The sequence below is a fragment of the Sandaracinus amylolyticus genome (assembly GCF_000737325.1).
GTDB classification, from domain to species: Bacteria; Myxococcota_A; Polyangia; order Polyangiales; family Sandaracinaceae; genus Sandaracinus; species Sandaracinus amylolyticus.
Genome location: NZ_CP011125.1, coordinates 3,892,157 through 3,915,368, shown reverse-complemented (window position 1 = coordinate 3,915,368; position 23,212 = coordinate 3,892,157). Strand labels below are relative to the sequence as shown.

Annotated in this window: 20 protein-coding genes; 8 read left to right on the top strand and 12 right to left on the bottom strand. The window is 72.8% G+C overall.

Translation table 11 applies throughout. From position 1 onward, the window contains the following. Positions 1 to 5 precede the first annotated feature (5 nt). Together DB32_RS16710 and DB32_RS16705 are read right to left on the bottom strand one after the other, a co-directional pair. Positions 6 to 1,331, bottom strand: coding sequence for an NfeD family protein (locus DB32_RS16710; protein WP_053233457.1), 1,326 nt, complete (start codon positions 1,329 to 1,331; stop codon positions 6 to 8). A 35-nt stretch (positions 1,332 to 1,366) separates the two neighbouring features. Continuing rightward, positions 1,367 to 1,870, bottom strand: coding sequence for a PEGA domain-containing protein (locus DB32_RS16705; RefSeq protein ID WP_053233456.1), 504 nt, complete (start codon positions 1,868 to 1,870; stop codon positions 1,367 to 1,369). A 90-nt stretch (positions 1,871 to 1,960) separates the two neighbouring features. Between DB32_RS16705 and DB32_RS16700 the strand changes: the two genes are divergently transcribed. Next, positions 1,961 to 2,641, top strand: coding sequence for a hypothetical protein (locus DB32_RS16700; protein ID WP_053233455.1), 681 nt, complete (start codon positions 1,961 to 1,963; stop codon positions 2,639 to 2,641). A gap of 427 nt (positions 2,642 to 3,068) precedes the next feature. Here the strand turns inward: DB32_RS16700 and DB32_RS16695 are convergent, their stop codons facing one another. From DB32_RS16695 to DB32_RS16675, 5 genes are all read right to left on the bottom strand, one after another. Beyond that, positions 3,069 to 3,701, bottom strand: coding sequence for a hypothetical protein (locus DB32_RS16695; RefSeq protein WP_157069100.1), 633 nt, complete (start codon positions 3,699 to 3,701; stop codon positions 3,069 to 3,071). A gap of 123 nt (positions 3,702 to 3,824) precedes the next feature. Continuing rightward, positions 3,825 to 4,643: a class I SAM-dependent methyltransferase gene (locus DB32_RS16690; protein WP_053233453.1), complete on the bottom strand. Its 819-nt coding sequence runs from the start codon at positions 4,641 to 4,643 to the stop codon at positions 3,825 to 3,827. Continuing rightward, positions 4,640 to 5,203, bottom strand: coding sequence for a hypothetical protein (locus tag DB32_RS16685; protein ID WP_053233452.1), 564 nt, complete (start codon positions 5,201 to 5,203; stop codon positions 4,640 to 4,642). Before DB32_RS16685 ends, DB32_RS16690 begins: the two co-directional genes overlap by 4 nt. Next, on the bottom strand, positions 5,200 to 5,979 hold the full coding sequence (locus DB32_RS16680; protein ID WP_053233451.1) for an HAD family hydrolase: 780 nt from the start codon (positions 5,977 to 5,979) through the stop codon (positions 5,200 to 5,202). The genes DB32_RS16685 and DB32_RS16680 overlap by 4 nt, the downstream gene beginning before the upstream one ends. Continuing rightward, a complete protein-coding gene (locus DB32_RS16675) occupies positions 5,979 to 7,163 on the bottom strand; it encodes a class I SAM-dependent rRNA methyltransferase (protein ID WP_240481214.1) in 1,185 nt (394 codons plus the stop codon). Before DB32_RS16675 ends, DB32_RS16680 begins: the two co-directional genes overlap by 1 nt. Positions 7,164 to 7,254: 91 nt before the next feature. Here DB32_RS16675 and tatA point away from each other — a divergent pair, with 91 nt between their 5' ends. Continuing rightward, entirely contained in the window at positions 7,255 to 7,503 is a 249-nt protein-coding gene (tatA, locus tag DB32_RS16670) for a twin-arginine translocase TatA/TatE family subunit (protein ID WP_157069099.1), read from the top strand. A 40-nt stretch (positions 7,504 to 7,543) separates the two neighbouring features. On the opposite strand, the gene DB32_RS16665 is transcribed toward tatA, so the two are convergent. Continuing rightward, positions 7,544 to 8,287, bottom strand: coding sequence for a hypothetical protein (locus DB32_RS16665; RefSeq protein ID WP_053233449.1), 744 nt, complete (start codon positions 8,285 to 8,287; stop codon positions 7,544 to 7,546). Between the two features lie 65 nt (positions 8,288 to 8,352). Between DB32_RS16665 and DB32_RS16660 the strand changes: the two genes are divergently transcribed. The 6 genes from DB32_RS16660 to DB32_RS16635 all read left to right on the top strand — a co-directional run bounded on the left by DB32_RS16660 (position 8,353) and on the right by DB32_RS16635 (position 17,057). Further along, positions 8,353 to 9,144: a polyhydroxyalkanoate synthesis regulator DNA-binding domain-containing protein gene (locus DB32_RS16660; protein ID WP_169791463.1), complete on the top strand. Its 792-nt coding sequence runs from the start codon at positions 8,353 to 8,355 to the stop codon at positions 9,142 to 9,144. A 334-nt stretch (positions 9,145 to 9,478) separates the two neighbouring features. Continuing rightward, a complete protein-coding gene (locus DB32_RS16655) occupies positions 9,479 to 10,126 on the top strand; it encodes a sigma-70 family RNA polymerase sigma factor (RefSeq protein ID WP_053233447.1) in 648 nt (215 codons plus the stop codon). Beyond that, entirely contained in the window at positions 10,123 to 11,010 is an 888-nt protein-coding gene (locus tag DB32_RS16650; RefSeq protein WP_053233446.1) for a zf-HC2 domain-containing protein, read from the top strand. The genes DB32_RS16655 and DB32_RS16650 overlap by 4 nt, the downstream gene beginning before the upstream one ends. Positions 11,011 to 11,231: 221 nt before the next feature. After that, positions 11,232 to 14,207 carry a response regulator gene (locus DB32_RS16645; RefSeq protein ID WP_053233445.1) on the top strand — a complete coding sequence of 992 codons (2,976 nt, stop codon included), beginning with the start codon at positions 11,232 to 11,234 and terminating at the stop codon, positions 14,205 to 14,207. Continuing rightward, positions 14,204 to 15,469 carry a glycerate kinase type-2 family protein gene (locus tag DB32_RS16640; protein ID WP_053233444.1) on the top strand — a complete coding sequence of 422 codons (1,266 nt, stop codon included), beginning with the start codon at positions 14,204 to 14,206 and terminating at the stop codon, positions 15,467 to 15,469. The genes DB32_RS16645 and DB32_RS16640 overlap by 4 nt, the downstream gene beginning before the upstream one ends. Before the next feature lie 76 nt (positions 15,470 to 15,545). Continuing rightward, positions 15,546 to 17,057: a carboxypeptidase-like regulatory domain-containing protein gene (locus DB32_RS16635; RefSeq protein WP_053233443.1), complete on the top strand. Its 1,512-nt coding sequence runs from the start codon at positions 15,546 to 15,548 to the stop codon at positions 17,055 to 17,057. Here DB32_RS16635 and DB32_RS16630 read toward each other — a convergent pair. The 4 genes from DB32_RS16630 to DB32_RS16615 all read right to left on the bottom strand — a co-directional run bounded on the left by DB32_RS16630 (position 17,029) and on the right by DB32_RS16615 (position 23,064). Continuing rightward, complete coding sequence (locus tag DB32_RS16630) at positions 17,029 to 18,156, bottom strand: ArsA family ATPase (protein ID WP_053233442.1); 1,128 nt, start codon at positions 18,154 to 18,156, stop codon at positions 17,029 to 17,031. The two genes, DB32_RS16635 and DB32_RS16630, sit on opposite strands and share 29 nt — an antisense overlap. Beyond that, positions 18,153 to 19,058, bottom strand: coding sequence for an ArsA family ATPase (locus DB32_RS16625; protein WP_053233441.1), 906 nt, complete (start codon positions 19,056 to 19,058; stop codon positions 18,153 to 18,155). The genes DB32_RS16630 and DB32_RS16625 overlap by 4 nt, the downstream gene beginning before the upstream one ends. A 93-nt stretch (positions 19,059 to 19,151) precedes the next feature. Then, on the bottom strand, positions 19,152 to 21,941 hold the full coding sequence (gene acnA, locus DB32_RS16620; RefSeq protein ID WP_053233440.1) for an aconitate hydratase AcnA: 2,790 nt from the start codon (positions 21,939 to 21,941) through the stop codon (positions 19,152 to 19,154). A gap of 457 nt (positions 21,942 to 22,398) precedes the next feature. Continuing rightward, entirely contained in the window at positions 22,399 to 23,064 is a 666-nt protein-coding gene (locus tag DB32_RS16615) for a hypothetical protein (RefSeq protein WP_053233439.1), read from the bottom strand. Between the last annotated feature and the right edge of the window lie 148 nt (positions 23,065 to 23,212).

Genomic DNA, 23,212 nt, shown 5'->3' with positions numbered 1-23,212 from the left:
CCCGATCATGCGAGCGCTCCTTCCAGTTCCTCCGCCGCGATCACCCGCAGCGTCAGCCCGCGCACCGCGATCACGCGCACCTGCGTTCCTACCGGCAGCGGCACGTCGCTCACCGCGCGCCACGTCTCGCCGTGCATCCGCACCGCGCCGCCGCGCGCGTCGATCGCCGACTCCGCGGCGCCGACCTCGCCGAGCATCGCCTCGACCCCGGTCACGCTCGGCCGCGCCCTCACCCGCCGCACCGCGACGCCGAGCACGATCGCCGCCGCCGCGACCACGACCGCGAGCGGCACGACCACGCCCCACGACACGCCGACGCTCTCGTCCGCGTAGAACGTTGGATCGGCGTGATCCACGAGCAGCGCCGCGCCCGCGACGAGGCACGCCGCGCCCGCCGCCGCGAGCAGACCGGCGCTCGCCACGTGCAGCTCCGCCACGAAGAGCGCGAGCGCGATCCCGACCAGCGCGATCCCGCCGATCGTCACCGGCACCACGCCGAGCCCGATCGCCGCGAGCAGGAAGCACATCGCCCCGAGCCCACCCGCGATCCCCACGCCCGGCGTCGCGAGCTCGATCATCAGCGCGAAGATCCCCATCACCAGCAGCGCGTACGCGATCGTCGGATCGCCGAGCAGCGCGAGCGAGCGCTGCGGGATCGTCATCTCGTGCTCGATCACGTCCGCGCCGCGCGTGCGCAGCGTCCATCCCGCGACCTCGCGTCCGTCGATCGCGTCGAGCAGCGCGCGCTCGGGCCCGACCACGAGATCGATCACGCCGAGGCGTCGTGCCTCGTCCGCCGTGGCCGCTGCGCTGTCTCGCACCGCCGCCTCGGCCCACGCCACGTTGCGCCCGCGCTCCTGCGCGATGGCGCGCGCGAGCGACGCGGCGTCGCTCTCGATCTTCCGCGCGTGCTCGCCGCGCGCCTCGCGCCCGTCGAGCGACACCGGATGCGCCGCGCCCGCGCTCGATCCCGGCGCCATCGCCGCGACGTCCGACGCGAGCAGCACGAACACGCCCGCCGATCCCGCGCGCGCCCCGCCCGGCGCGACGTGCACCACGATCGGCACCCGCGCGTCGAGCAACGCGCCCGCGATCCGACGCGCCGGCTCGATGTGCCCGCCCGGCGTGTCGACCCGCACCAGCAGCGCGCAGCCCTCGCGCTCGGCGCGCGCGATCGCGTCCTCGAGGTACGTCGCCGTCCCCTCGCCGACCACGCCGTGCAGCTCCGCCGCGAGCACGCACGTGCCCTGCGCGCGCGCCCTCGCCGGCGCTGCCGCCAGCACCAGCGCGAGCACGAAGAGCCCCGCGCCCCACCGCGATCGATCGGTCACGCGCGACGTCGATGCATCACGCGCACCCGAGTCGCTCAGCGGCTCGCGACGAGCTGCACGTCGAGCTCGGTCGAGCCGCCCGCGCCCACGTAGATCTCCTGCTCGAACGCCTCGTATCCCGGCGCCCACACCCGCACGACGTGCGGCCCCGGCACCAGATCGATCACCAGCGGCCCGAGCCCCGCGGGCGCTCCGTCGATCTCGATCTCCGCGCCCGGCGGCACCGAGCGGATCTCCACGCGCCCGCTCACCGCCGCGTCGCTCGCGATCGATCCCGCGGCGATCACGTCGAGGTCGATCTCGATCTCGCTCCCGCCGCGCACCTCGACGTGCTCGCTCGCGATCACGAGCGCACCGCGCCGCAGCTCGACGACGTGCGTGCCCCGCGCGAGACGCACGCGATCTCCGCGCACCGGTCGCGCGTCGACGTGCACCACACCGCGCTCGTGCGCGCGCACGATCAGCGTGCCCTCGCTCGCGTCGACGGGAGGCGCGCACGCCGCCACCAGCACGAAGACGATCCACCCCGCCCGCATCATCGCCCGACGGTACTCCAGCCCGCACCGCGCGGGGCGAATCCACGAACGGCGACTTGTCTCACGCGCGCGCTCCTCGGCACGGTCGCGTGCATGGCTCAGACACCCACGCTCCGGACTCCGGTCCTCAAGATCCTCCGCGTCGCCACCTTTCACGACGAGGCGCTCGCGACCTTCTCCGACGCCGAGCACGCGCGGCTGCGCGCTCGCAACGAGACCGCGACCACGCAGCTCGCGACCTGCCGCGACGAGTACGAGGCTTCGGTGCTCGCGCTCTCGCGGCCGCGCGCCCGCGTCGCGATCGTCGATCGCGCCGCCGACCGCGAGATCGATCTGCTCGACCTCGCGGTGCGTCACGCCGACGGCGGCAAGCCCGGCGCCCTCCACGACCGGATCTTCCCGCGCGGCAAGACCGCGATCGTGCAGCCGGTCGGGGCCACCGAGGTGGCGGCGCTCGGCGAGCTCATCCGCGCCCTCGACGCAGGCGGCGGCCCGCTGCGCGACGAGTGGCTGCCGCGCATCACCGCGGCGCGCGACCGCTACGAGAGCGCGCTCGCCGACCGCGAGCGAGCCCGGGGCCTCTGCGCGGTCCGACGCGCGGCGCTCGACGAGGCACGGCGCGTGTGGATCGACTGCTACAAGCAGAACCAGGGCGCGCTGCGAGAGCTGCACGCCTCCGACAAGCGCACCTTCGAGTCGTTCTTCGACGACGTCGATCCTCCTACCGGGAGCGGCGGCGAGAAGGACGAAGGCGATCCGAGCGACGGAACCTGAGCCCGCAGCGGCCCCGATCGCGCGTCCGTCTCTCCGCCACGACGGACCGAGCGCTCGATCGGGCGCCGCAGGGTCCCGGATCGCACCGCGATGACGCTCGGGGTGCGATGTCCGGACGCCGGACGCGCATCCCCGAGCGCTCGAGGCGGCGTGTACGGCATGCGGATCGCGCTGCCCGAGCGCTCGAGGCGACGTGTCCGGCATCCGGACGGCGCTGCCAGAGCGCGCTGGGGGAACATTCCGGATCCCGGACGGCCCGCCCCGAGCGCTCGGAAGGACGTGGAAGCACACCGGAATCGCGATCGGGGTCGCTCTGGGCGGACCTTCCGGCCGCAGCACCACGACCGACGAAGCGCCAGCTCACGACGAGACCACGACGAAGGAAGGGTACGCGCCCCCGCAGCGTCGGCGCGCACCTGGTCCGAGGTCATCGGCGCGCCGCGAAGGACATCCGACAACAAGGCGTTCCGTCGTCGAGCTTGCCCGAGCGCGTGAGCTCGCCAGCGACGAGCTCGTCGAGCGCGACGTGCTGCGCGAGTCGCGCGGTGAGCGTCGCTGCATCGTCGGCGCCGGAGCCGTGCACGACGATCTCGGTGAAACGCGCGGCGGCGACCAGCGCGAACGGCACGTTCTCGTCGATCTCAGAGCTCCCACCGACGTCGCACTTCCCGCGGAGCTCGACGATGAAATCCGAGCGTTCGCTGCCGCGAATCGACAGCGAAGCCTCTGGGATGTCGCGGTGCTCGAAAACGTAGAAGTTGCCATTCGGCTCTCCGGTCTCTTCGTCGAACCGCGACGTCCACGCGAGGCGGACCTCCCCGAGCTCGCGCCAGCTCCGGATCGCGCTGTGGAACGCGTGCGATGCGGCGGGCGCCCAGTGCTCGCCGTCGTGCACCAACGGCTTCGCGTGGACCTCGACGAACCAGAGCACACGAGGCGGCGCCCGTTCGGGCGCGTACTTCGTCATCCAGTACGGATCATCGAGCTGCGCGGAGATGGAGGCTTCCGCGATCTCGAAGGTCAGCGGTCCCAGCGTCAGGTGGTCGCGGCTCGGCGTCATCACGCGAGTGTGCACGTTCGACGCGGGACCTCGAAGCGCGCGAGCCACCCGTCGTTGCGACGGTGTCGCCGACGCGCCGGCTCGTGTGTCGGTCCTCGCGATCGGCGTCGTGGCGGCCGAGGCCTACCGTTTGCCGCGCCGCAGGCGCGCGACGATCACCTGGGACTCGCCGTCGACGCTGAGCGGGCCACGCTGGAAGTCCCCCCAGCGCTCCACCATCTCGAAGCCGTTGTAGTGCAGCAGCGCCTCGAGCTCCGCCGGGAAGAACTGCCGGTGTGCGAGCGGGAGCACGCGCAGGTCGCCGGGATCGTCGGGGTTGCGCAGCACCGACGTGACCATCTGGATCTGCGTCGCGGGATCGAACTGGAACTGCTCGCCGTACTCCCACTTCCGTCCGTCGCTGGGATCGACGATCGGGCGCGCGCGGTACTGGCGGTGAGGGTCGCGCACGAACGCGCGGAAGTCGGGCATCAGGACGTCGAACACGAGGCGCCCGTCGCGCGGCATCAGGTGCGCGCGGCACGTCGCGAGCGCGGCCTCGACGTCCTCGCGGCGATAGAGGTGCATGAAGACGTTGAACGGCGCGATCACGAGCCGGAACTTCCGGCGCAGCCGCAGCGAGAGCAGATCGCCCTTCACGATCGAGACGTGCTCGCGCGCCGCGATCGGCTGCCGCCCGAGGCGCTCGCGGAAGCGCGCGAGCATCGAGTCCATGCGATCGACCGCGACGACGTCGATGCCCTCGCGCGCGATCGCGAGCGCGACGCGCCCGCTGCCCGCGCCGAGCTCGAGCACGGACCCGCCGATCTCGCGCGCCATCTCGACGTAGAAGCGCACGTCGTGCTTCCGCCGCGCGTACGTGTGGTCGTAGAGACGCGCGTCGACGTAGTGCGACTCCGATCCGTGCCGCAGCGCGTGCTCGCTCGGTCCTTCGCGCTTCATTCGTCCGCCAGCTTCAAGAGATCGGGCACGTCGGTGAGCACGCGCCCCGGGACCATGCGCTCGACGCGCCAGCGCTCGCCCTCGCGCACCACCTCGAACTCGACCTCGCGGCGGTACGGCTGGCTCATCACGTCGTATCCCGCGATGCCGCGGAGCGCGATGCGCTGGTCCGGCTCGAGCGTGTCCGACTGCTGGAAGAACATCGTGAGCGGCGCGCCCGCGAGCGCGAGCCACGCCTCGCGCGCCATCTCGCGCTCCTGCGCGTCGAGCTGGGCATCGCGCGCCTGCTTCTCGTGCACTCTCGCGCGCGCCTCGCCGACCGCGATGCGCTCGGCTTCGTCCCACGCGCGACGTCGCCACGCGTCGTAGAACGACTCGGCGACGGCCTCGGGGGTGCGATCGTCGATGTGCAGCTCGGCGGCCTGGGGCGCGCGCTGGGTCGTCTCGACCGGGGCCTGCTCGGCGCGATCGCGCGCGACCATCCAGGCGAGCACGCCGATCACGATCATCGAGCTCGACGCGGCGAGCACGACCGGCGTGGGGAGTCGATCGCGCTTCACGCGCGCCTCCGCGCGAGCAGCACGTCGACGATCTCGGCGAAGCCGCGGCCGCGCGCCTCGCGCGCGACGAAGCGCGGCGCGACGGGGAGCGCGCGGAGGTGATCGCGGACGTTCGCGACCCCTGCGGTGTGGGCGAAGAACGAGAACGCGGCGGCGTCGTTCCCCGAGTCACCGACGAACAAGAAGCGCTCGCGGAGGCGCGCCTCGTCGACGCCGAGCACGTCGCGAACGGCGCGCACGGTGCCGCACGCCTTGTCCCACGCGCCCGGCATCGCGTGGGCGTGCACCGTGGAGACGACGGCGCGCGCGCCGCACGCCTCGATGATCGCGACGAGCCGCGCGATGCGTTCGCGCGAGAGGCTCACGGTCTCGCCCACGTCGAACGCGAGGTCGCAGCGGCGCAGCGGCTGATCGTCGGCCTCGCGCACGTCGGGCATCTCCTCGCGGACCCGAGCGCGAACCCGCGCGAGCACGTCGTCGCTGCGCTGCGCGTCGAACCACCCGCGCCGCGCGACGCGCCCGTCGCGCCAGATCCACCCCGCGCCGTTCTCCCCGACCGCGAGATCGATCGGCCACAGCAGCGCGACGGGCTCCATCCACCCGAGGGGACGACCGGTGACCGCGATGCGCGCGAGCCCGGCGTCGCGCAGCCGGAAGAGCGCGGCGTACGCCTCCTGCTCGACGATGCCGCCCTTCGTGAGCGTGTCGTCGACGTCGAACACCACGCCCTCGATCGCCCGCGCGCTCTCGGCGCTCAGCTCGTCGATCGATCGCATCAGGTCACCCGGAAGAACGCGGCCTTGAGGTAGCGCCCTTCCGCGAACGCGGCGGGCACCGGGTGATCGGGCCCCTGCTCGCCCATGTGGAGCAGCGTCAGATCACGCCCGGCGTCGCGCGCGCCCATCGTCGCGACGCGCACGAGCTCGTCGGGCGTCATCGCGGCGGAGCACGAGCAGCTGACGAGCACTCCGTCGCGCTCGGTGACGCGCGCGGCGTCGGCGTTGAGGCGGCGATAGGCGCCGCGCGCGCGCTCGAGGTGCTTCACGGTCGGCGCGAGCTTCGGGGGATCGAGCACGACGAGATCGAAGCGCTCCTTCTTGCGCGCGAGCTCCTCCATGCGGTGCCGCGCGTCGGCGCGCTCGAACGTGATGCGGTCGCTCATCCCGTGGTGGTGCGCGAGGCGCGACGCGGTCGCGATGGCGACCGGCGAGCTGTCGACGGCGATCACGCTCTGCGCGCCGCCGCGCGCGGCGAACATCGCGAACGCGCCGACGAAGCTGTAGAGGTCGAGCACGCGCGCGCCCCGCGCGAGGCGCTCGACCATCGCGCGGTTCTCGCGCTGATCGAAGTAGAAGCCGGTCTTCTGCGTGATGGTCGGCTCGAGCGAGACGTCGAGCCCGCGCTCGCGCAGCTCGAGCGCGTGGGGATCGGGCCCGCGCACGACGCCGGTCTTCGCCTCGAACCCCTCACGCTGCGCGGCCTTCTCGCTCGCGACCTCGATGACGGTCTTCACGCGCGCGACGCGCGCGACGTGCGCGAACACGTCCGCCTCGCGCAGCTTCATCCCGATGGTGAGCAGCTGGACCGTCGCGACGTTCCCGAGCACGTCGACGATCAGCCCGGGCAGGCCGTCGCCCTCGGAGTGCACGAGCCGGTAGCCGGTGGTCTCGGCGCTCGGGAGACCGAAGCGCGCGCGGAGCGCGGCGGCGCGCTCGATGGCGCGACCGATCGACGCACCGTCGAGCGGATCGTTCGCGTCGCGCGTGGCGATGCGCACCGGGATGGCCGACTTGGGCGACCAGTAGCCGCGCCCCTGGAAGCGCCCTTCGGGGTCGACGACGTCGACGACGTCGCCCGCGCTGGGCGCTCCGTCGACCCTCGCGATCGCCTGCGCGAAGACCCAGGGATGCCCAGCCCAAACCGGCTGAACCCGGCCTCGCGACAGCGTCACGGTCGTCACGCGCGCGACTCTAGTACATGGTCCGCGCGCTTGCCGCGACCGCGGCACCCGGGTAGCTTGGGAACAGTTTCCCGGTAGTGGAGGACCACACGTGCCGAACCTCGGAATGGGCGAGCTGATCGTCATCCTGCTGATCGTGCTGCTCGTCTTCGGCGCGAGCCGTCTCCCGCAGATCGGCGAAGGTCTGGGCAAGGCGATCCGTGGCCTGAAGCGCGGCCTCAACAGCGACGACGACATCGAGGTCACCTCGAAGGACAAGCGCGTCGCGTCGAAGAGCGGCGCGGACGAGCTGTCGAAGGACGAAGTCGCCGAGGCCGAGGTCGTCGAGCGCAAGCGCTGAGCGCTCGCGAGCTGCGCGCGACACGCAACGGGCGCAGAGCTCAGTGGATGGTGCGCGGACGCGCGGCGCGCGCGCAGGCTTCGCGCAGCTGATCGTGGAGCTCGGGTGAGCCCGCGATCTCGCGCGCGTCCTGCGCGTTGAGGTGCGGCACCATCGAGAGCGCGACGTCGAGCGGCGTGTACGGATTGCGCGCGAGCGCGAGACGCACGCCGTAGCGGACCATCCATCGCGACGAGCGCGCGACCTCGCGGAGCACGTCGGGCACGATCGGCCGCTTCGCGCAGAGCCGCACGACGTCGGGCTCGGTGATCGCGGGGTTCGCGAGCAGGATGCGGATGACGTCCGGATGCGGATCGCGGAGCACACGCGCGAGCAGATCGCGATCGCGCCGGCGCGCGAGCGACTTGCGCTCGCCGAGCGTGATCGGTCGGCCTCGCCCGAAGTCGGGCACGGTCGAGGCATCGTCGTCCGCGGCGCGCGCACCGGGCTCCGGGCGCAGCCGGCGGGCAGTGTCGACGTCACCACGCGCGACCGCGGCCTCGGCGATCGCGATGCGGAGCTCGTCGCACTCGCGCGCGGCGAGCGCCACGGAGACCAGGAGCATCAGCCTCGCGGACGCGTCGTCGCGAGCCTCTGCGCGCGCATCGATCTCGGCGATGACGGCGGCGCTCGCCTCGGGCCCGATGCGCGCGAGCTCGTGGCGCAGGAAGCCGACCGCCACGTCGCGATCCGCGATCCCGTCGACCACGCGCACCAGGCGCCGCGCCTCGAGGCCGACCCTCATGAGCTCACCGAGCGCGGGATCATACCGCGGACGAGCGACCTACCCGCTTGGGTCATCCACGGCCGGTGGGGCTTGACGCGTCGCGTCGACTCTGGCAACTGGAGAATATCCCCGTGAGTGTGACGCCTCAGCATCCGTCCGACCGCCCGACGCGCCCGCGCGTCATCAAGCGCTACGCGAACCGGAAGCTCTACGACACGCGCGACTCGCGCTACGTGACGCTTCAGCAGATCGCGGAGTACGTCCGTGGGGGCGAAGAGGTCTCCATCATCGACAACACGACGAAGGAGGACCTGACGAACGTCACCCTCGCTCAGATCGTGTACGAGGAGGAGCGCAAGAACGCGCCGGCCGGTGAGGACGCGCGTCGCGCGGGCTCGTCGTCGCCGAGCGTCGGCGCGCTCCGCACCCTGATTCAGCAGGGCGGCGAGCGGTTGATGTCGACGCTGTCGAGCACGGCGGTCGGCAAGCTGATCGTCCGGCGCGAGCCGGGCACGGGCGCGGAGACCGAGGTCGAGGAGACGCTCGCCGCGGCGGCCGCGCCGAAGTCGGAGCGCCCGGCCGAGAAGGAGAAGTCCGACGAGGCCGCGGGGCGCAAGCTCCTCGTCGGCCCGAAGGAAGCGTGGGACGAGCTCCAGCGCCTCGCCGACGACCGCATCAAGTCGGTGCTCGGCGCGGCGGTGAGCCACGTGCACCAGCTCCAGGGCGAGGTGAAGCGCCTGCAGACGCGCATCGAGGAGCTCGAGCAGAAGCTCGTCCAGCTCAGCGCGCGCGACGCGAAGCACGGCGATGGCCCGATCGATCGCGCGGCGAACGAGCGCGGCGTCGGCGAGCGTGGGGACGAGCCCGAGGCCTGAGCGTCGCTCCGGCCCGATCCGCGCAGCCCGTCGCACCAGCGCCCCTACCCCGAGCGCCGCCCTGCCCCGAGCACGGCGGCGCTCGTCGTTCCGTCGCGGCGCGACGAGATTCGGACTGAAATCGGTTCTCGCGGCCTTCCGTGGCCCGACCGCATGGCTACCGTCGCGGCCCACGACATTCCGGAGCCGAGTGGTCCGTACTCCGGAATGAGCCACGACGACCGGGGGTTCGGGATGCACGTCCCGATAGCCCCGGGCGGCTCGTGGCAACCGTGGGGCACCGGTTCGAGCGGCTCCGGGGACGACCCGGACCGCAGGCCCCAGAAAGACTGCGATGGCCCTGAGCGACGACACCCCGAACCCCCTCCGTGACGAGTTCGCCAAGGAGGCGCTCGTCCACCTCGACTCGCTGTACGGCGCGGCCCTCCGGCTGACCCGCTCCGAGTCGGACGCGGAGGATCTGGTCCAGGATGCCTTCCTGAAGGCGTATCGCTTCTACGACCGCTTCGAGCCCGGCACGAACCTGCGCGCGTGGCTCCTCCGCGTGCTCACCAACACGTTCATCAACAAGTACCGGCGCAACACGCGCGAGCGGCGCGTGCTCGACGGTGACGAGGCCGAGCCCGTGGGTGACGGCGTGATGAGCCGCGCCGCGATGCGCGCGCTGACCGATCCGGTCGGTGACGCGATGCGCCCGCTGGTCGTGAAGGAGATCCAGAACGCGCTCGACGAGCTGAGCGACGAGCATCGCCTGATGATCGTCCTGGCCGACGTCGAGGAGCTCTCGTACAAAGAGATCGCCGACATCGTCGGGTGCCCGATCGGCACCGTCATGTCGCGTCTCCACCGCGCGCGGAAGCAGATGCAGCACAGGCTGGTCGACACTGCAGTGCAGATGGGGATCATCGACGACAAGACCGAGGGCACGAGCGAGCCGATCTCGCTCGAGGCCTACCGTCGCACGCGGGAGGTGGCTGGATGACCCCGTGTCGCGTCGTCCGCCGGCACCTCGACGCCCTGGTGGACGGCGAGCTGGATACGAGCGCCCAGGTGGAGTTCGACAGCCACCTGGCCAGCTGCCCCGTGTGCCGTGAGCACGCGGCGTTCGCGCGCTCGGTGAAGCAGACGATCAAGCAGGAGCTCGGGACCGTGAAGGCGCCCGAGCACCTGCGTCTGCGTGTGTTGACCGCGATCCAGTCGGCGCCCCCGCCGCGCTCGGTCACGCCCGCCGCGATCACCGAGGAGACCGTGAGCGCGGCTCCGTCTCCGCGACGCGAGCCGCGTCGTCGGCGCGGGCTGCGGGTGTGGATGCTGCCGGCGCGTTACGCGGTGCCGGCCGCCGCCGCGGCGGTGTTCTTCGTGGCGCTCGGCGCGCGCACCGACGACGGCGAGGCGGACGAGGCGGCGGTCGCGGCGACGACGATGCCGCTCTTCGAAGACGTCGTGCGCCGGCACTCGAGCGATCATCCCGCGGAGGTCGCCGGGCCGCCGCAGCAGGTCGTCGGTTGGTTCCGCGGCAAGCTCGAGTTCCCGGTGCGTCCGGTCGAGTTCGATCGCGCGGACGCGCGGCTCCTCGGCGCGCGCCTGTCGAACATCCGCGAGCGCGATGCCGCGGCGTTCTACTACGACGTGCGCGGACATCGCGTGACGGTCGTCGTGTTCGAGCGGCCACAGCGCGCGATGCCGGTCCAGATCTTCAGCGGTGCGCAGCGCGTCAGCCTGCACGGGCGCGAGCTCTACTACCGACAGGTGCGCGGCTACACGGTGCCGGTCGTCGAGCACGACGGGCTGACCTACGCGTTCACCGGTGATCTCGACCGTCAGACGATGATCCAGCTCGCCGCGTCCGCGCGCGTCCAGCACTGAGCTCCCCGGGGCGCCCGTGCGTGCGCGCGGCGCCGGCTGCGCGAGCGCCCGAGCGGGGCTCCGCCGCGCTCGCGACGCGTGCTCGACGTGGCTCGAAATCGGCGAAAAACGAAGGAAAAGCGGGGCGTTCACCCCATTTCCAACGTTGACACGTCGGAGCGCGCCCTTCTATCCTCTCGGGCTCTACGCCCTTCCACGAGGGCGCCCGGTCCGAGGAGCTCATGGGCAAGCGCATCCTGTTCTTCGAGAGCGACGCCGATTTCGCGAACGAGGTGAGCGCGAGGCTCAGGCGGCACGGGGCGAACGTCGAGATCACGGATGACGGGAACGCGGGCGTCGACCGCGCCTCGCAGGAGCGTCCCGACCTCATCCTGCTGACGATCGAGCTCCCGCAGATGAACGGGTTCCTCGTCTGCAAGAAGCTCAAGAAGGCACCGGAGACCGCGTCGATCCCGGTCATCATCCTCTCGAGCGAGGCGACCGAGGAGATCTTCGAGCAGCACCGCAAGCTGCGCACGCGCGCCGAGGACTACCTCCGCAAGCCCATCTCGGTCGACGATCTGGTGGAGAAGGTCGGCGCGCTCGTCGCGCTCGATCCCCTCTCGCTCGAGGTGTCGTCGGCGGAGCCGATCGGCGATGCGGACGTCGAGGTGGCGCTCGAGGCCGAGGATCCCGAGCCGACCGACATGCTCTCGCGCAAGAACGTCGACGACGAGATCGATGCGTTCGCGGACAACGCGTTCGACTCGCTCATGCTCGACGGCGGCGAGGACGAAGCGACCACCGTCGGCGTGATCCCGCCGGGCCTCCTCGCGCCCAGCGCCGCGAAGAAGGCCGAGCCCGCTCCGGCGCCCGCACCGCCCAAGCCCCCGGCGGGACGCAGCGCGCCTCCGCCCAAGCCGACCTCGATCGCGACGACGCCGCCGCGCGTCGCGGCGGCCGCGCTCCAGACGCCGAAGCCCGCGAGCATCGCTCCGACGCCGAAGGCCGCGAGCGTCGCCCCGCCTCCGCCCGCGGTGGACGAGAGCGCGCTCGTGGAGCTGCGCGAGCGCGTCGCCGCGCTCGAGACGCAGCGCACGGCCCTCGAAACCGAGCGTGCGACGCTCGAGACGGAGCGCGCGACGCTGCGCGACGAGGTCGCGGACGCCAAGCGCAAGCTCGACGAGGCCGAGGAGAAGGCGTCGACGCTGCCGCGCAAGCAGGCCGAGATCGAGCGCCTCGAGCGCGAGGTCGCGGACCTCAAGAAGACCGCCGCGTCGGCCGCGCGCGGAGGCGGCATCTCGAGCCGCGAGTTCCTCGATCTGCGCGAGGCGCTGAACAAGAAGGACAAGGAGATCCTCGACCTCAAGGATCAGGTCTCCGCGCGCGACAAGCAGCTGCTCGATCTCCGCGACAAGAACCTCGGCCTCGAGCGCGAGAAGGCCGACGCCAGCGACAAGCACCTCGAGCTCGAGCGCGAGATCGCGGACCACAAGGATCGCATCGAGGCGCTCTCGTCCGACAAGGACGCCGCGAACAAGCGCGCGGAGGACACGAAGGCGCGGCTCGAGCGCGCCGAGGCGAAGGCGAAGAAGATCGGCGACGAGCTCGACGCCGAGAAGAACGCGCGCGCGGCGGACGTCGCGCGCCTCGCCGAAGAGAACGCGGCAGCGCTCGAGGCGATGCGCGAGGAGAACGCGAGCACGATCGCGGATCTCGAGCGCCGGTTCGAGGAGCAGACGGCCGAGGCCGAGGCGGGCCATGCGGTCGCGCTCGACGACGCGCGGCGCACGCACGAGGCCGCGACGGCGAAGCTGCGCGAGGAGCACGAAGGCGCGCTGGCGTCGACGCGCGCGGCGGCAGCCGCGGCACAGCAGCAGGCCCTCGCGGCTGCGGCTGCGGCGCAGGAGCAGGCTCTCGCGACGTTGCGCGCAGAGCTCGAGCGGCAGCGCGAGGACGCGCTCGCGGACGCCGCGCGCGACAAGGACGCGGCGCTGACCGATGCCGCGCGCAGCAAGGACGAGGCGCTCGCGGAAGCGGCTCGCGCCAAGGACGCGGCGCTCGGCGAGGCGACGCGCGCGAAGGACGCTGCGCTCGTCGCGCTGCGCACCGAGCTCGAAGGCGCGCATCGAAAGGCGACCGACGACGCCGAGCGCAAGCACTCGGGTGAGATCGCGGCGCTCGGCCGCAAGCTCGCGGAGGCGGAGTCCAGCAACGCGGTGACGCTCGAAAAGCTCGAGCAGACTCAGAGCGATCTCGACGCGACGAAGGCCACGCTCGAGAGCACCGAGGGCGAGCTCGCGCAGACGAAGGCGACGCTCGCGACGACGCGCAGCGAGCTCGACGCGACGAAGGCGGCGCTCGCGAGCACGCGTGGAGAGCTCGACGCGACCAAGGGCGAGCTCGACACGACGCAGAGCGCGCTCGACGCGACGCGCGGTGAGCTGAGCGCGACCAACGAAGAGCTCGGTGAGACCAAGGCCGCGCTCGACACGACGCGCGGAGAGCTCGCGCAGACGAGCGCCACGCTCGACGCGACGCGCGGACAGCTCGCGGCCACGCAGGGCGAGCTCGAGTCGACCAAGGGCGAGCTCTCGACCACGCGCAACGAGCTCGCGACCGCCAAGAGCGACCTCGCGACCGCCAAGAGCGACCTCGCGACCACGCGCGGCGAGCTCTCGTCGACGAAGGCGGCGCTCGAAGCGACCGCGGCCGAGCTCGAGAGCACGAGCGCGGAGCTCGAGACCACGAAGAGTGTGCTCGCGACGACGCGCGGCGAGCTGGCATCGACCGCCACCGAGCTCGAGCGCACGCAGGGTGAGCTCGCGGCCACGCAGGGCGAGCTCGCGGCCACGCAGGGTGAGCTCGCGGCCACGCAAGGTGAGCTGGTCACGACGCAGGGCGAGCTTGCGTCGACGCAGGAACAGCTCGCGTCCACGCGCAGCGAGCTGGCCGCGCGCAACCGCGAGCTCGACGACACGAAGGCCGCGCTCGCGAACGCGCGCGCCCGCATCGAGCAGATCGAGTCGGTGTCGGCCGAGCAGGCGCGCCGCATCCAGTCGCTCGAGACGAGCGAGCGCTCGCTCACCGGCAGCCTCGCGAAGGCGCGCGGGAAGATCGACACCGATACGCAGCTGCTCGAGCGCGCGCGCCGCGCGCTGGCGATCAGCTTGAGCCTGCTCGAAGACCAGAAGGCGAATCGCCCCGACGACGCGTGAGCGCGGAGCTCGCGAGCGCGCTGGCGCGGGCCACGATCGCGGCCGTCGATCCGCGCGCGTGCACGCGCGACGCGCTCCGCCGTGAAGGCGCGCGCGCACGTGGCCCGTGGACGGTGCTCGCGTTCGGCAAGGCCGCGCGCGGCATGACCGAGGGCGCGCTCGACGAGCTCGAGGTCGAGCGCGGCATGGTCATCGCGCTCGATGGCTCGCCGTTCGCGCATCCGGCGATCACGGTGCGGCGCGGCGCGCATCCGGCACCCGCGACGGACGCGGCGGAGCACGGCGCGGAGATGGAGGCACTGGCGCGCTCGCTCGGCGCCGGCGACCGAGCGCTCGTGCTCGTCTCGGGCGGCGGCTCGGCGATGCTCGAGCGACCGGTCGAGGGCGTGGGCATCGACGAGATCGCGCGCGTCGCGCGCGCGCTGATGCACGCGGGCGCCGACATCGCGGAGCTGAACGCGGTGCGTCGCTGCCTGTCGCGGCTGAAGGGCGGCGGGCTCGCCGAGGCGCTCTTCCCGGCCGAGGTGCTCGTCGTCGTGATCTCCGACGTGACCGATGGGCCGACCTCACTCGTCGCGTCGGGGCCGTGCGCGCGGCCTGCAGCGTCGCCCGATCCGCGCGAGGTGATCGCGCGGCGCGGCGTCGAGCCGCTCCTCTCGCCCGCGGCGCGTCGCGCGATCGCGACGCGCGCCGAGCACCGCATCGGCGACGACGTGCTCGCGAGCGTGCGCGAGGTCGTCGCGGCCGACGTGGGCACCGCGCTCGAGGGTGCGCGCGCCGAAGCCGCTCGACGCGGGCTCCGTGCGGGCGTCGCCGCGGAGCGCATCGCAGGTGAGGCGCGCGATGCCGGGCCGCGCTTCGTGCGTGATGCACGCGCGCGCTGTGCGCGCGAAGGCTTCGACGTCTGGATTGCGGGCGGCGAGAGCACCGTGACCGTGCGGGGCCGAGGGCGCGGCGGGCGCAACCAGGCCGCCGCCCTCGCCCTCGCGAACGAAGGCGCACCGCACGGGACGTTCGTCGCGATCGCCACCGACGGAGTCGACGGATCGAGCGACGCGGCAGCGGTGTGGGTGGACGACGACGTCGTCGCGCGCGCAGAGGCGCTCGGCCTCGACGGCCACGCGCTCCTCCAGGGCGACGACTCTCACGCGTTCTTCGCGGCGACGGGCGCGCGCCTCGTCACCGGGCCCACGGGGACGAACGTCGCCGACGCGTGGATCTGGATCGATCACCGATTGCGGCGGAATGCCACGAACCGTTAGCCTCCGACCACGGATGCGCTCTTCCGCCGACGTCTCGCTCCTGCGAATCGCTCGTGCAGGGTGTGGTCGTGCCGGGATGGCGGCCTCGGCGCTGCTCGCCGTGGTGCTCGCGTTCGTGGGCCATGCGGCGGCGCAGCCACGAACGACGGTCGTCGGCGATGCGCCCGACGCGCTCGCGGGCGTCTATCAGGTGCCGGTCGCGGTGTTGCGCCCCGAGCTCTCGGGCAGCCTGGTCGGCGTCGGCGGCGTCGGGCTCTCGATCGACGAGCCGTGGGCCGACACCACGCGTTATCGGCTCGTCGGCGCGCTCGCCGGCTCGTTCTCGCCCGCGCCGTGGATCGCGATCGGGCTGCAGATCCAGGGGCGCTGGGACGACGTGACCCGCGGGACACAGTCCGACGGCGGTCTGCTCGGCTTCCCGATGCTCACGCTGCGGCTCGCCGCCGAGCCCATCGAGGGCCTCGGCATCGGGCTCGACGGCGCGGTCTGGATCTACGGCAGCGACGCGCCCTCGCTGATGGCCGAGTCGACGTCGGTGCGCGGGCGCGCGGTGGGCTCGTATCGCGCGCGCCTCGCCGACGACGTGCACCTGACCGTCACCGCGGCCGTCGGTGGGCTCCTCGACAACTCGCGCGCCGCCACGCCGCGCAGCGTGAGCGATCGGCTCTCCGACGAGGATCGGCTCAGCCTCGGTGTCAGCGACTTCCACGCGGTGCTCGCGGGCGTCGGTGGGATCCTGCGGGTCGGGATCGTCGAAGCGCTCGCCGAGCTCTCGTGGCGGGTGCTGGTCGGAGACGGCGCGCCGAGCGTCGGCGGCTCGCCGCTGCACGTCGTGCTCGGCGCGCGCGTGCGCGCGGTGGAGGAGCTGCTCGAGCTCGGTATCTACGCCGACGTGCTCGCGAGCGAGGTGCAGCCTTCGTTCATCGCGAGCGGCGGTCCGGCGGCGCCGATCGATCCGCGCTTCACCGTCACGCTCGCGGCCGCGCTGCGCTTCGGCGTCGGGCCGAGCGAGGGCGGCGACGGCAGCGACGACGACCACGGCGACGGCGATGGCAGCGACGACGGCGCGCTGCGCCCCACCGGCGCGCTGACCGGACGTGTCGTCGACGACGGCGGCGCGCCGGTCGCGGGCGCGACCATCGAGGTGCACCCGGCCGACGGAACCGCGCCGCTCACCACGACGAGCGACGCCGACGGTCGCTGGACCGTCGAGGGCGTCCCCGCCGGGAGCGCGCGCGTGGTCGTGCGTCGCGACGGACGCGATCCCTTCGAGACGACGGTCGAGGTCGTCGCCGGCGACACCCCGGTCGAGGTCGCGACGCGCATGACCGCGACGCTCCCGCCGGGCGAGATCCGCGGGACCATCCAGGGCTCCGACGGGCGCCCGCTCGCGGGCGCGTCGATCCGCATCCAGCCGCTCGGCATCGAGCTCACGACCGACGCGGACGGCGCGTTCGAGGCCGCGGTGCCGCCCGGCCGTTACGACGTCGAGGTGCGCGCGCCGGGACATCGCGCCCAGACGCGTCACGTCGAGGTCGTCGAGCGCGGCGTGGTGCTGCTCAACGCACAGCTGCTGCGTCAGCGCTGAGGTCGCGCGCCGCGTCGAGCAGCGCGCGCAGCGCGGCGGGCGTCACCGGCTCGCGCGGCAGACGCGGCAACGTGATCGTGCGCGCCGCGCGCGTCTCGCGCGCGAGCTCGCGTGCGGCCACGCCGGCGCGCGCGTCCTCGCTCTGCGCGCGTCGCTCGGTGCGGCGGGCCTCGTCGAGCACGAGCCGGGCTTCGCGCGCGCTCCCACCGGGCGCCGACGCGAGCACTGCGAGCGCGTGCGACTCGTCGAGCTCGCCCTCGCGCGCGCGCCCGTCGGGCGCGACGTGGAACGCGCGGTTCACCACGAGCACGTCGAGCGCGATCCCACGCCGCGCGAGATCCCCCGCGAGGAACGCCGCGTCCCCGAGGTGCGCCGCGAGCGGCGCCGCGACCAGCGCGAACGACGTCGACCGCGCGATCAGCTGCGCGTGCACCTCGCTCGCGCGCGCTGCGAACCCGGCGCGCAGCGGCGCGAACGTCGCGAGGAACGTCGCGAGCTCACCCGCGAGCCGCTCGCCCATGATCCACCCGAGCACGCGCTTCGCCACCGCCGCGCCGGGCGCGCCTCCTCCGAGGAGCGCCCCGACCACACGCTCGTCGACGAAGCGCGTCAGGCTCGACGGCGCATCGAGCACGTCGAGCGCGCTCCGCGTCGGCGGCGTGTCGAGCACCACCAGATCCCATCGTGCGCGTCCGTCCGCGTCGCGCGCCGCGAGCACGTGGTGCAGCCGCTCCATCGCGACGTACGCGTGCGAGCGCGCGAGCGTGCGCGAGAACGCTTGGTACACCCTGTTGTGCTGGATGCGCGCGCGCGTCTCGTCGTCGTGCGCGACGCGCGCGACGAACGCGTCCCAGCTCGCGCGCGTGTCGAGCATCGCCGCGTCGAGGCGGCCCGGTCCGTCGACGCGCACCTCGGACGCTTCGTCCTCGAGCGAGATCGAGAGCGCATCCGCGAGCCGCCGCGCGGGATCGATCGTCAGCAGGAAGACGCGACGCCCTTCGCTCGCCGCGCGCACCGCCAGCGCCGCCGCGACCGTCGTCTTGCCGACGCCGCCCGGCCCGACGCACACGAGCAGGCGCGTCTCGCGCGACGGGATCAAGCGAGGCCTCGCAGCGCGATGTGCCCGAGCGCGCGCAGCGCATCGATGCTCGGGCGCGTCTCGTCGATCTCGGGCAGCTCGATCACGTCACGACCGATCCGCGCCCGCAGCGCGTCGATGCGCGCTCGCGCTTCCGCCGCGAGCGCCACGTCGCGCGCGAGCCACGCGAGCTCCGGCGCCAGCGCGCCGTCCGCGTGCGTGCGCAGCACCTCGACGCGCTCGCTCGAGACGCGCGGCGCCTCGGGCGCGCGCGACACGAACACCGCGCCGAGCGCCACGTGACCCTGCTCGCGCAGCCGCGCCTCGAGCTCGATCGTCTCCTGCACCGGGAGCGCGCCGGGCAGCGTCACGAGGTGCAGCGCCGAGCGCCGCGCGTCCGCGAAGAGCCCGCGCGTCCGCGCGAGCAGCGCCGCGACCGGCCCCGCCGCGCCCAGCTCGTCGAACACCTGCGGCAGCCCGAGGAACATGAGCGCGTGCCCGCTCGCGTCCGCGTCGACCAGCACCGGATCCCAGCCGTCCCCGAGCAGCTCGAGGATGCGCTCCATCGTCGCCATCTCGACCACGCCGGGCGCGGCATCGACGAACGCCTGCATCACCTCGCTGCGCAGCGCGCGCTGCGCGAGGCGCCGCACCCGCACCCATCGCGCGAGCACCTCGAGCACCGCGCGCCCGCCCTCGACGTTCGTCGCGTGCACGCCGGGCGCGACCTCGACCGGATCCCACCCCACGCGCGGCGCGCCCGCGATCACGCTCTCGATCGAGGCGCGCCGCCCGAGCTCGACCACCAGCGGCCGCCGTCCCCGCTCCGCCCATGCGAGCGCGAGCGCGGCGACGAGCGTCGACTTGCCGACGCCGCCCTTCCCCGTGACGAGCTGCAGCGCCCGCGCGCGCGGATCGATCACGCTCTTCCTCCGGAAACGCGCACGGGCGTCGTGATCGCACGATCACGACGCCCGCGCTCGATCGATCGTTGGACCTCCAACGATCGTCCCGTCTCAGGCCAGCTGACGCAGCACGTACTGCAGGATCCCGCCGTGCAGCATGTACTCGACCTCGGCCGGCGTATCGACGCGCGCCTTCACCTGGAACGCCTTCGCGCCGCTCGGCCCGCTCACGTTCACCGTCAGCACCTTGCCCGGCGTCAGCCCGCCCGCGATCCCGACGATCGAGAACACCTCGTTGCCGACCAGCCCGAGCGACTGCGCGTTCATCCCGCCGGTGAACTCGAGCGGCAGCACGCCCATCCCGACCAGGTTCGAGCGGTGGATGCGCTCGAAGCTCTCCGCGATGACCGCCTTCACGCCGAGCAGGTACGTGCCCTTCGCCGCCCAGTCGCGCGAGCTGCCGGTGCCGTACTCCTTGCCCGCGATCACCACGAGCGGCGTCTTGCTCGCGATGTACTTCTCGCTCGCCTCGTAGATCGACGTCACCGGTCCGTCGAACGTCTTCTCGTCGGCGAAGTGCTTCGTCACGCCGCCCTCGGTGCCCGGCGCGACCTGGTTGCGGAGGCGGATGTTCGCGAACGTGCCGCGCACCATCACCTCGTGGTTGCCGCGGCGCGCGCCGTACTGGTTGAAGTCGCGCGGCGCGACGCCCTTGCTCTGCAGGTACTTGCCCGCCGGCGAGTCCGCCTTGATGTTGCCGGCCGGCGAGATGTGATCGGTCGTGACCGAGTCACCGAGCAGCGCGAGCGCGCGCGCGCCGTGGATGTCGCCCGCGGGCGGCGGCACGTCCTTGCTCATGCCCTCGAAGAACGGCGCCTTGCGCGCGTAGGTCGACGCGTCGTCCCACGAGAACGTCGCGCCCTTCGGCGCCTCGGTCTGCTGCCACTGCTCGGGGCCGCGGAACACGTCGGCGTAGCGCGCCTCGAACTGCTCGCGCTTCACGTGCTTGCCGACCGCGCCCGCGACCTCTTCCGGCGTCGGCCAGATGTCCTTCAGGAACACCGGCTTGCCGTCCTTGCCGGTCCCGATCGGCTCGCTCTGCAGGTCGCGATCGACCGAGCCCGCGAGCGCGTACGCGACGACCAGCGGCGGCGACGCGAGGTAGTTCGCCTTCACGTCGGGCGACACGCGGCCCTCGAAGTTGCGGTTGCCGCTGAGCACCGACACCGCGACCAGATCACCCTGCTTGATCGACGCGCTGATCTCGTCCTCGAGCGGGCCCGAGTTCCCGATGCACGTCGTGCAGCCGTAGCCGACCACGTTGAAGTGCAGCTGCTCGAGGTACGTGAGCAGCCCCGAGTCCTTCAGGTACTCGGTCACGACCTGCGAGCCCGGCGCGAGCGAGGTCTTCACCCACGGCTTGACCTGCAGGCCCTTCTCGACCGCCTTCTTCGCGACGAGGCCCGCCGCGATCAGCACGCTCGGGTTCGACGTGTTCGTGCAGCTCGTGATCGCCGCGATCACCACGTCGCCGTGGCCGATGTCGAACTTGCCCGCGCGCGGCAGCTCGCACGCCACGCGCTTCGTGATCGCCGTCTTCGCCTTCGCGTCGGCGATGGTGTCGTGGCCGCCCTCGTTCAGCCACGCGTCGAGCGCGCCCGTGCTCTCCGCCGGCATCTCCTTCGTCAGGAACCCGACGAGGCCGCGGCGCCACGTGCGCTTCATGTCCGCGAGCGCCACGCGATCCTGCGGGCGCTTCGGGCCCGCGAGGGACGGCACCACGTCGCCGAGGTCGAGCGAGAGCGTGTCGGTGAAGCGCGGGGTCTTCGTCTCGTTCGTGCGGAAGAGGCCCTGCTCCTTCGTGTAGCGCTCGACCAGCGCGATCTGGTCCTCGCTGCGGCCGGTGAGGCGCAGGTAGTCGAGCGTCTTCTCGTCGACCGGGAAGAAGCCCATTGTCGCGCCGTACTCGGGCGCCATGTTCGCGATCGTCGCGCGATCCGCGAGCGGCAGCGACGCCATGCCCGCGCCGTAGAACTCGACGAACTTCCCGACGACGCCCTTCTTGCGGAGCATCTGGGTGACCGTCAGCACGAGGTCGGTCGCGGTCACGCCGGGCTTGAGCGCGCCCTTGAGCTCGAAGCCGATCACCTCGGGGATCAGCATCGCGACGGGCTGACCGAGCATCGCCGCCTCGGCCTCGATGCCGCCGACGCCCCAGCCGAGCACGCCGAGGCCGTTGACCATCGTGGTGTGCGAGTCGGTGCCGACGAGCGTGTCGGGATACGCCTGCTTCTTGCCGCCCTGATCGCGCACGAACACGACCGGCGCGAGGTACTCGATGTTCACCTGGTGCACGATGCCGGTCCCCGGCGGCACCACGCGGAAGTTGTCGAACGCGCCCTGGCCCCACTTGAGGAACTTGTAGCGCTCGCCGTTGCGCTCGAACTCGAGCTTCACGTTCTCCTCGAAGGAGCGCAGCGTGCCGAACGCGTCGACCTGCACCGAGTGATCGATGACGAGATCGACCGGCTGGAGCGGGTTGATCTTCTTCGGGTCGCCGCCCATCGCCGCGAGGCCCTCGCGCATCGACGCGAGGTCGACCACGCACGGCACGCCCGTGAAGTCCTGCAGGAGCACGCGCGCGGGCGTGTACGAGATCTCGGTGTCGCCGACGTTCTTCGGGTCGTACTTCGCGAGCGCCTCGATGGTCGCGCGCGTGACGTTCTTCCCGTCCTCGAGGCGCAGCAGGTTCTCGAGCAGCACTTTGATCGAGAACGGGAGCGTCTCGACGTCGCCCACGCCCTTCAGCGCGTCGAGTCGGAAGATCTCGTACTTCGTCCCGCCGACGTCGATGGTCGCGCGGCTCTTGAAGGAATCCGGATGCGTCGTCGTGGTGGCCATGGCGACGCGGCTTCTACCACGACGGGCAGGGGGTCGCACTGAGCCGCGATTCAGAGACGGAGGCCACCACGGAGAGGCGGAGCAGCAGGCGCCGGGAGCTGCACGAGCCCGCGCGATCACGGCGCGGGACCGACGCGTGCGAAGCGGCGTCCGGGGGCCCGCCGTGTCGCGGTCGGAGCCCGCGAGGCGCCGCCGGTCGCGTCGCGGCGCGCGTTCGAAGCCTTCGAATCGCCTCCGGCGACGCTCGCGGAGCGCGTTCGAAGCCTTCGAATCGCCTCCGGCGACGCCCGCGGAGCGCGTTCGAAGCCTTCGAATCGCCTCCGGCGACGCCCGCGGAGCGCGTTCGAAGCGCTCGAGCGGCCTCCGGCGACGTCGAGGAGCGCGTTCGAAGCGTTCGATCACGCTCCGCGCACGTCACCGAGGGCCCTTCGAAGCGTTCGATCGCGCGTCGCGATCGTCAGGACGCGGGCGCCGGCGGCGGCGCGTCCGCGTCGCGATCGCCGCGGCGCGTCTCGGTCCGGAAGAAGCGCGCGGGCCACTCGCGCGGGAGGCCTCGCTCGGTCGCGCGAGTGGCGAGCGCGGCGTGCAGGCCGTCGCGCTCGCGCGTGAGGTCGTCGGCCAGCTCCTCGCGCCCGATCCTCGCAGCGCCGCGGACCTGCGCGCTCGAAGCAGTGCGATCGAGCGCGGCCTGCGCGGCGTCGCTCCACCGCGTCAGCACCGCGCGGTGCGCGTCGAGCGCGGCGTCGCCTTCGATCGTCAGCCAGCCCCGCACCGCGGCGATCTGGTTGACCAGGCGCTGCGTCACCCACTGGCTGGGCGCGCGAGAGAAGAACCGCTTCCAGCGCGGCGAGGACGTCGGGACGTCGAGCGCGAGCTGCTTCGCGAAGCGGATGCACGCGTCGTCGAGGCGGCCGTTCGCGACCGCGCGCTGCGCGCTGGCGCTCGTCTCCGCGATGCGCGCCGAGCGATCGCGGGCGCGCTGCGCGTCGACGAGGGCGAGCCAACCGTCGGTCTCTGTGAGCAGCTCGGCGGCGTCCTCGTCGGCCTCGAGCGCGGCGCGGGTGTAGAGGATCTCGTCTTCGAAGGTGTCGAGCGTCTCGTCGGAGCTCAGCTTGCGCGGCATGTGGTGCCCTCCCCGCGGCGAGGTTAGCAGTCCGGGTCGACGTGGCTCGGTGACGACGCGAGCCGGCGCGCTCCGCATGACGCGATGGTCGCGGCGCCGGGGCGCGCGACAGCATGCGCGTACCTCGATGCGGAGCACCGAGGCTCGC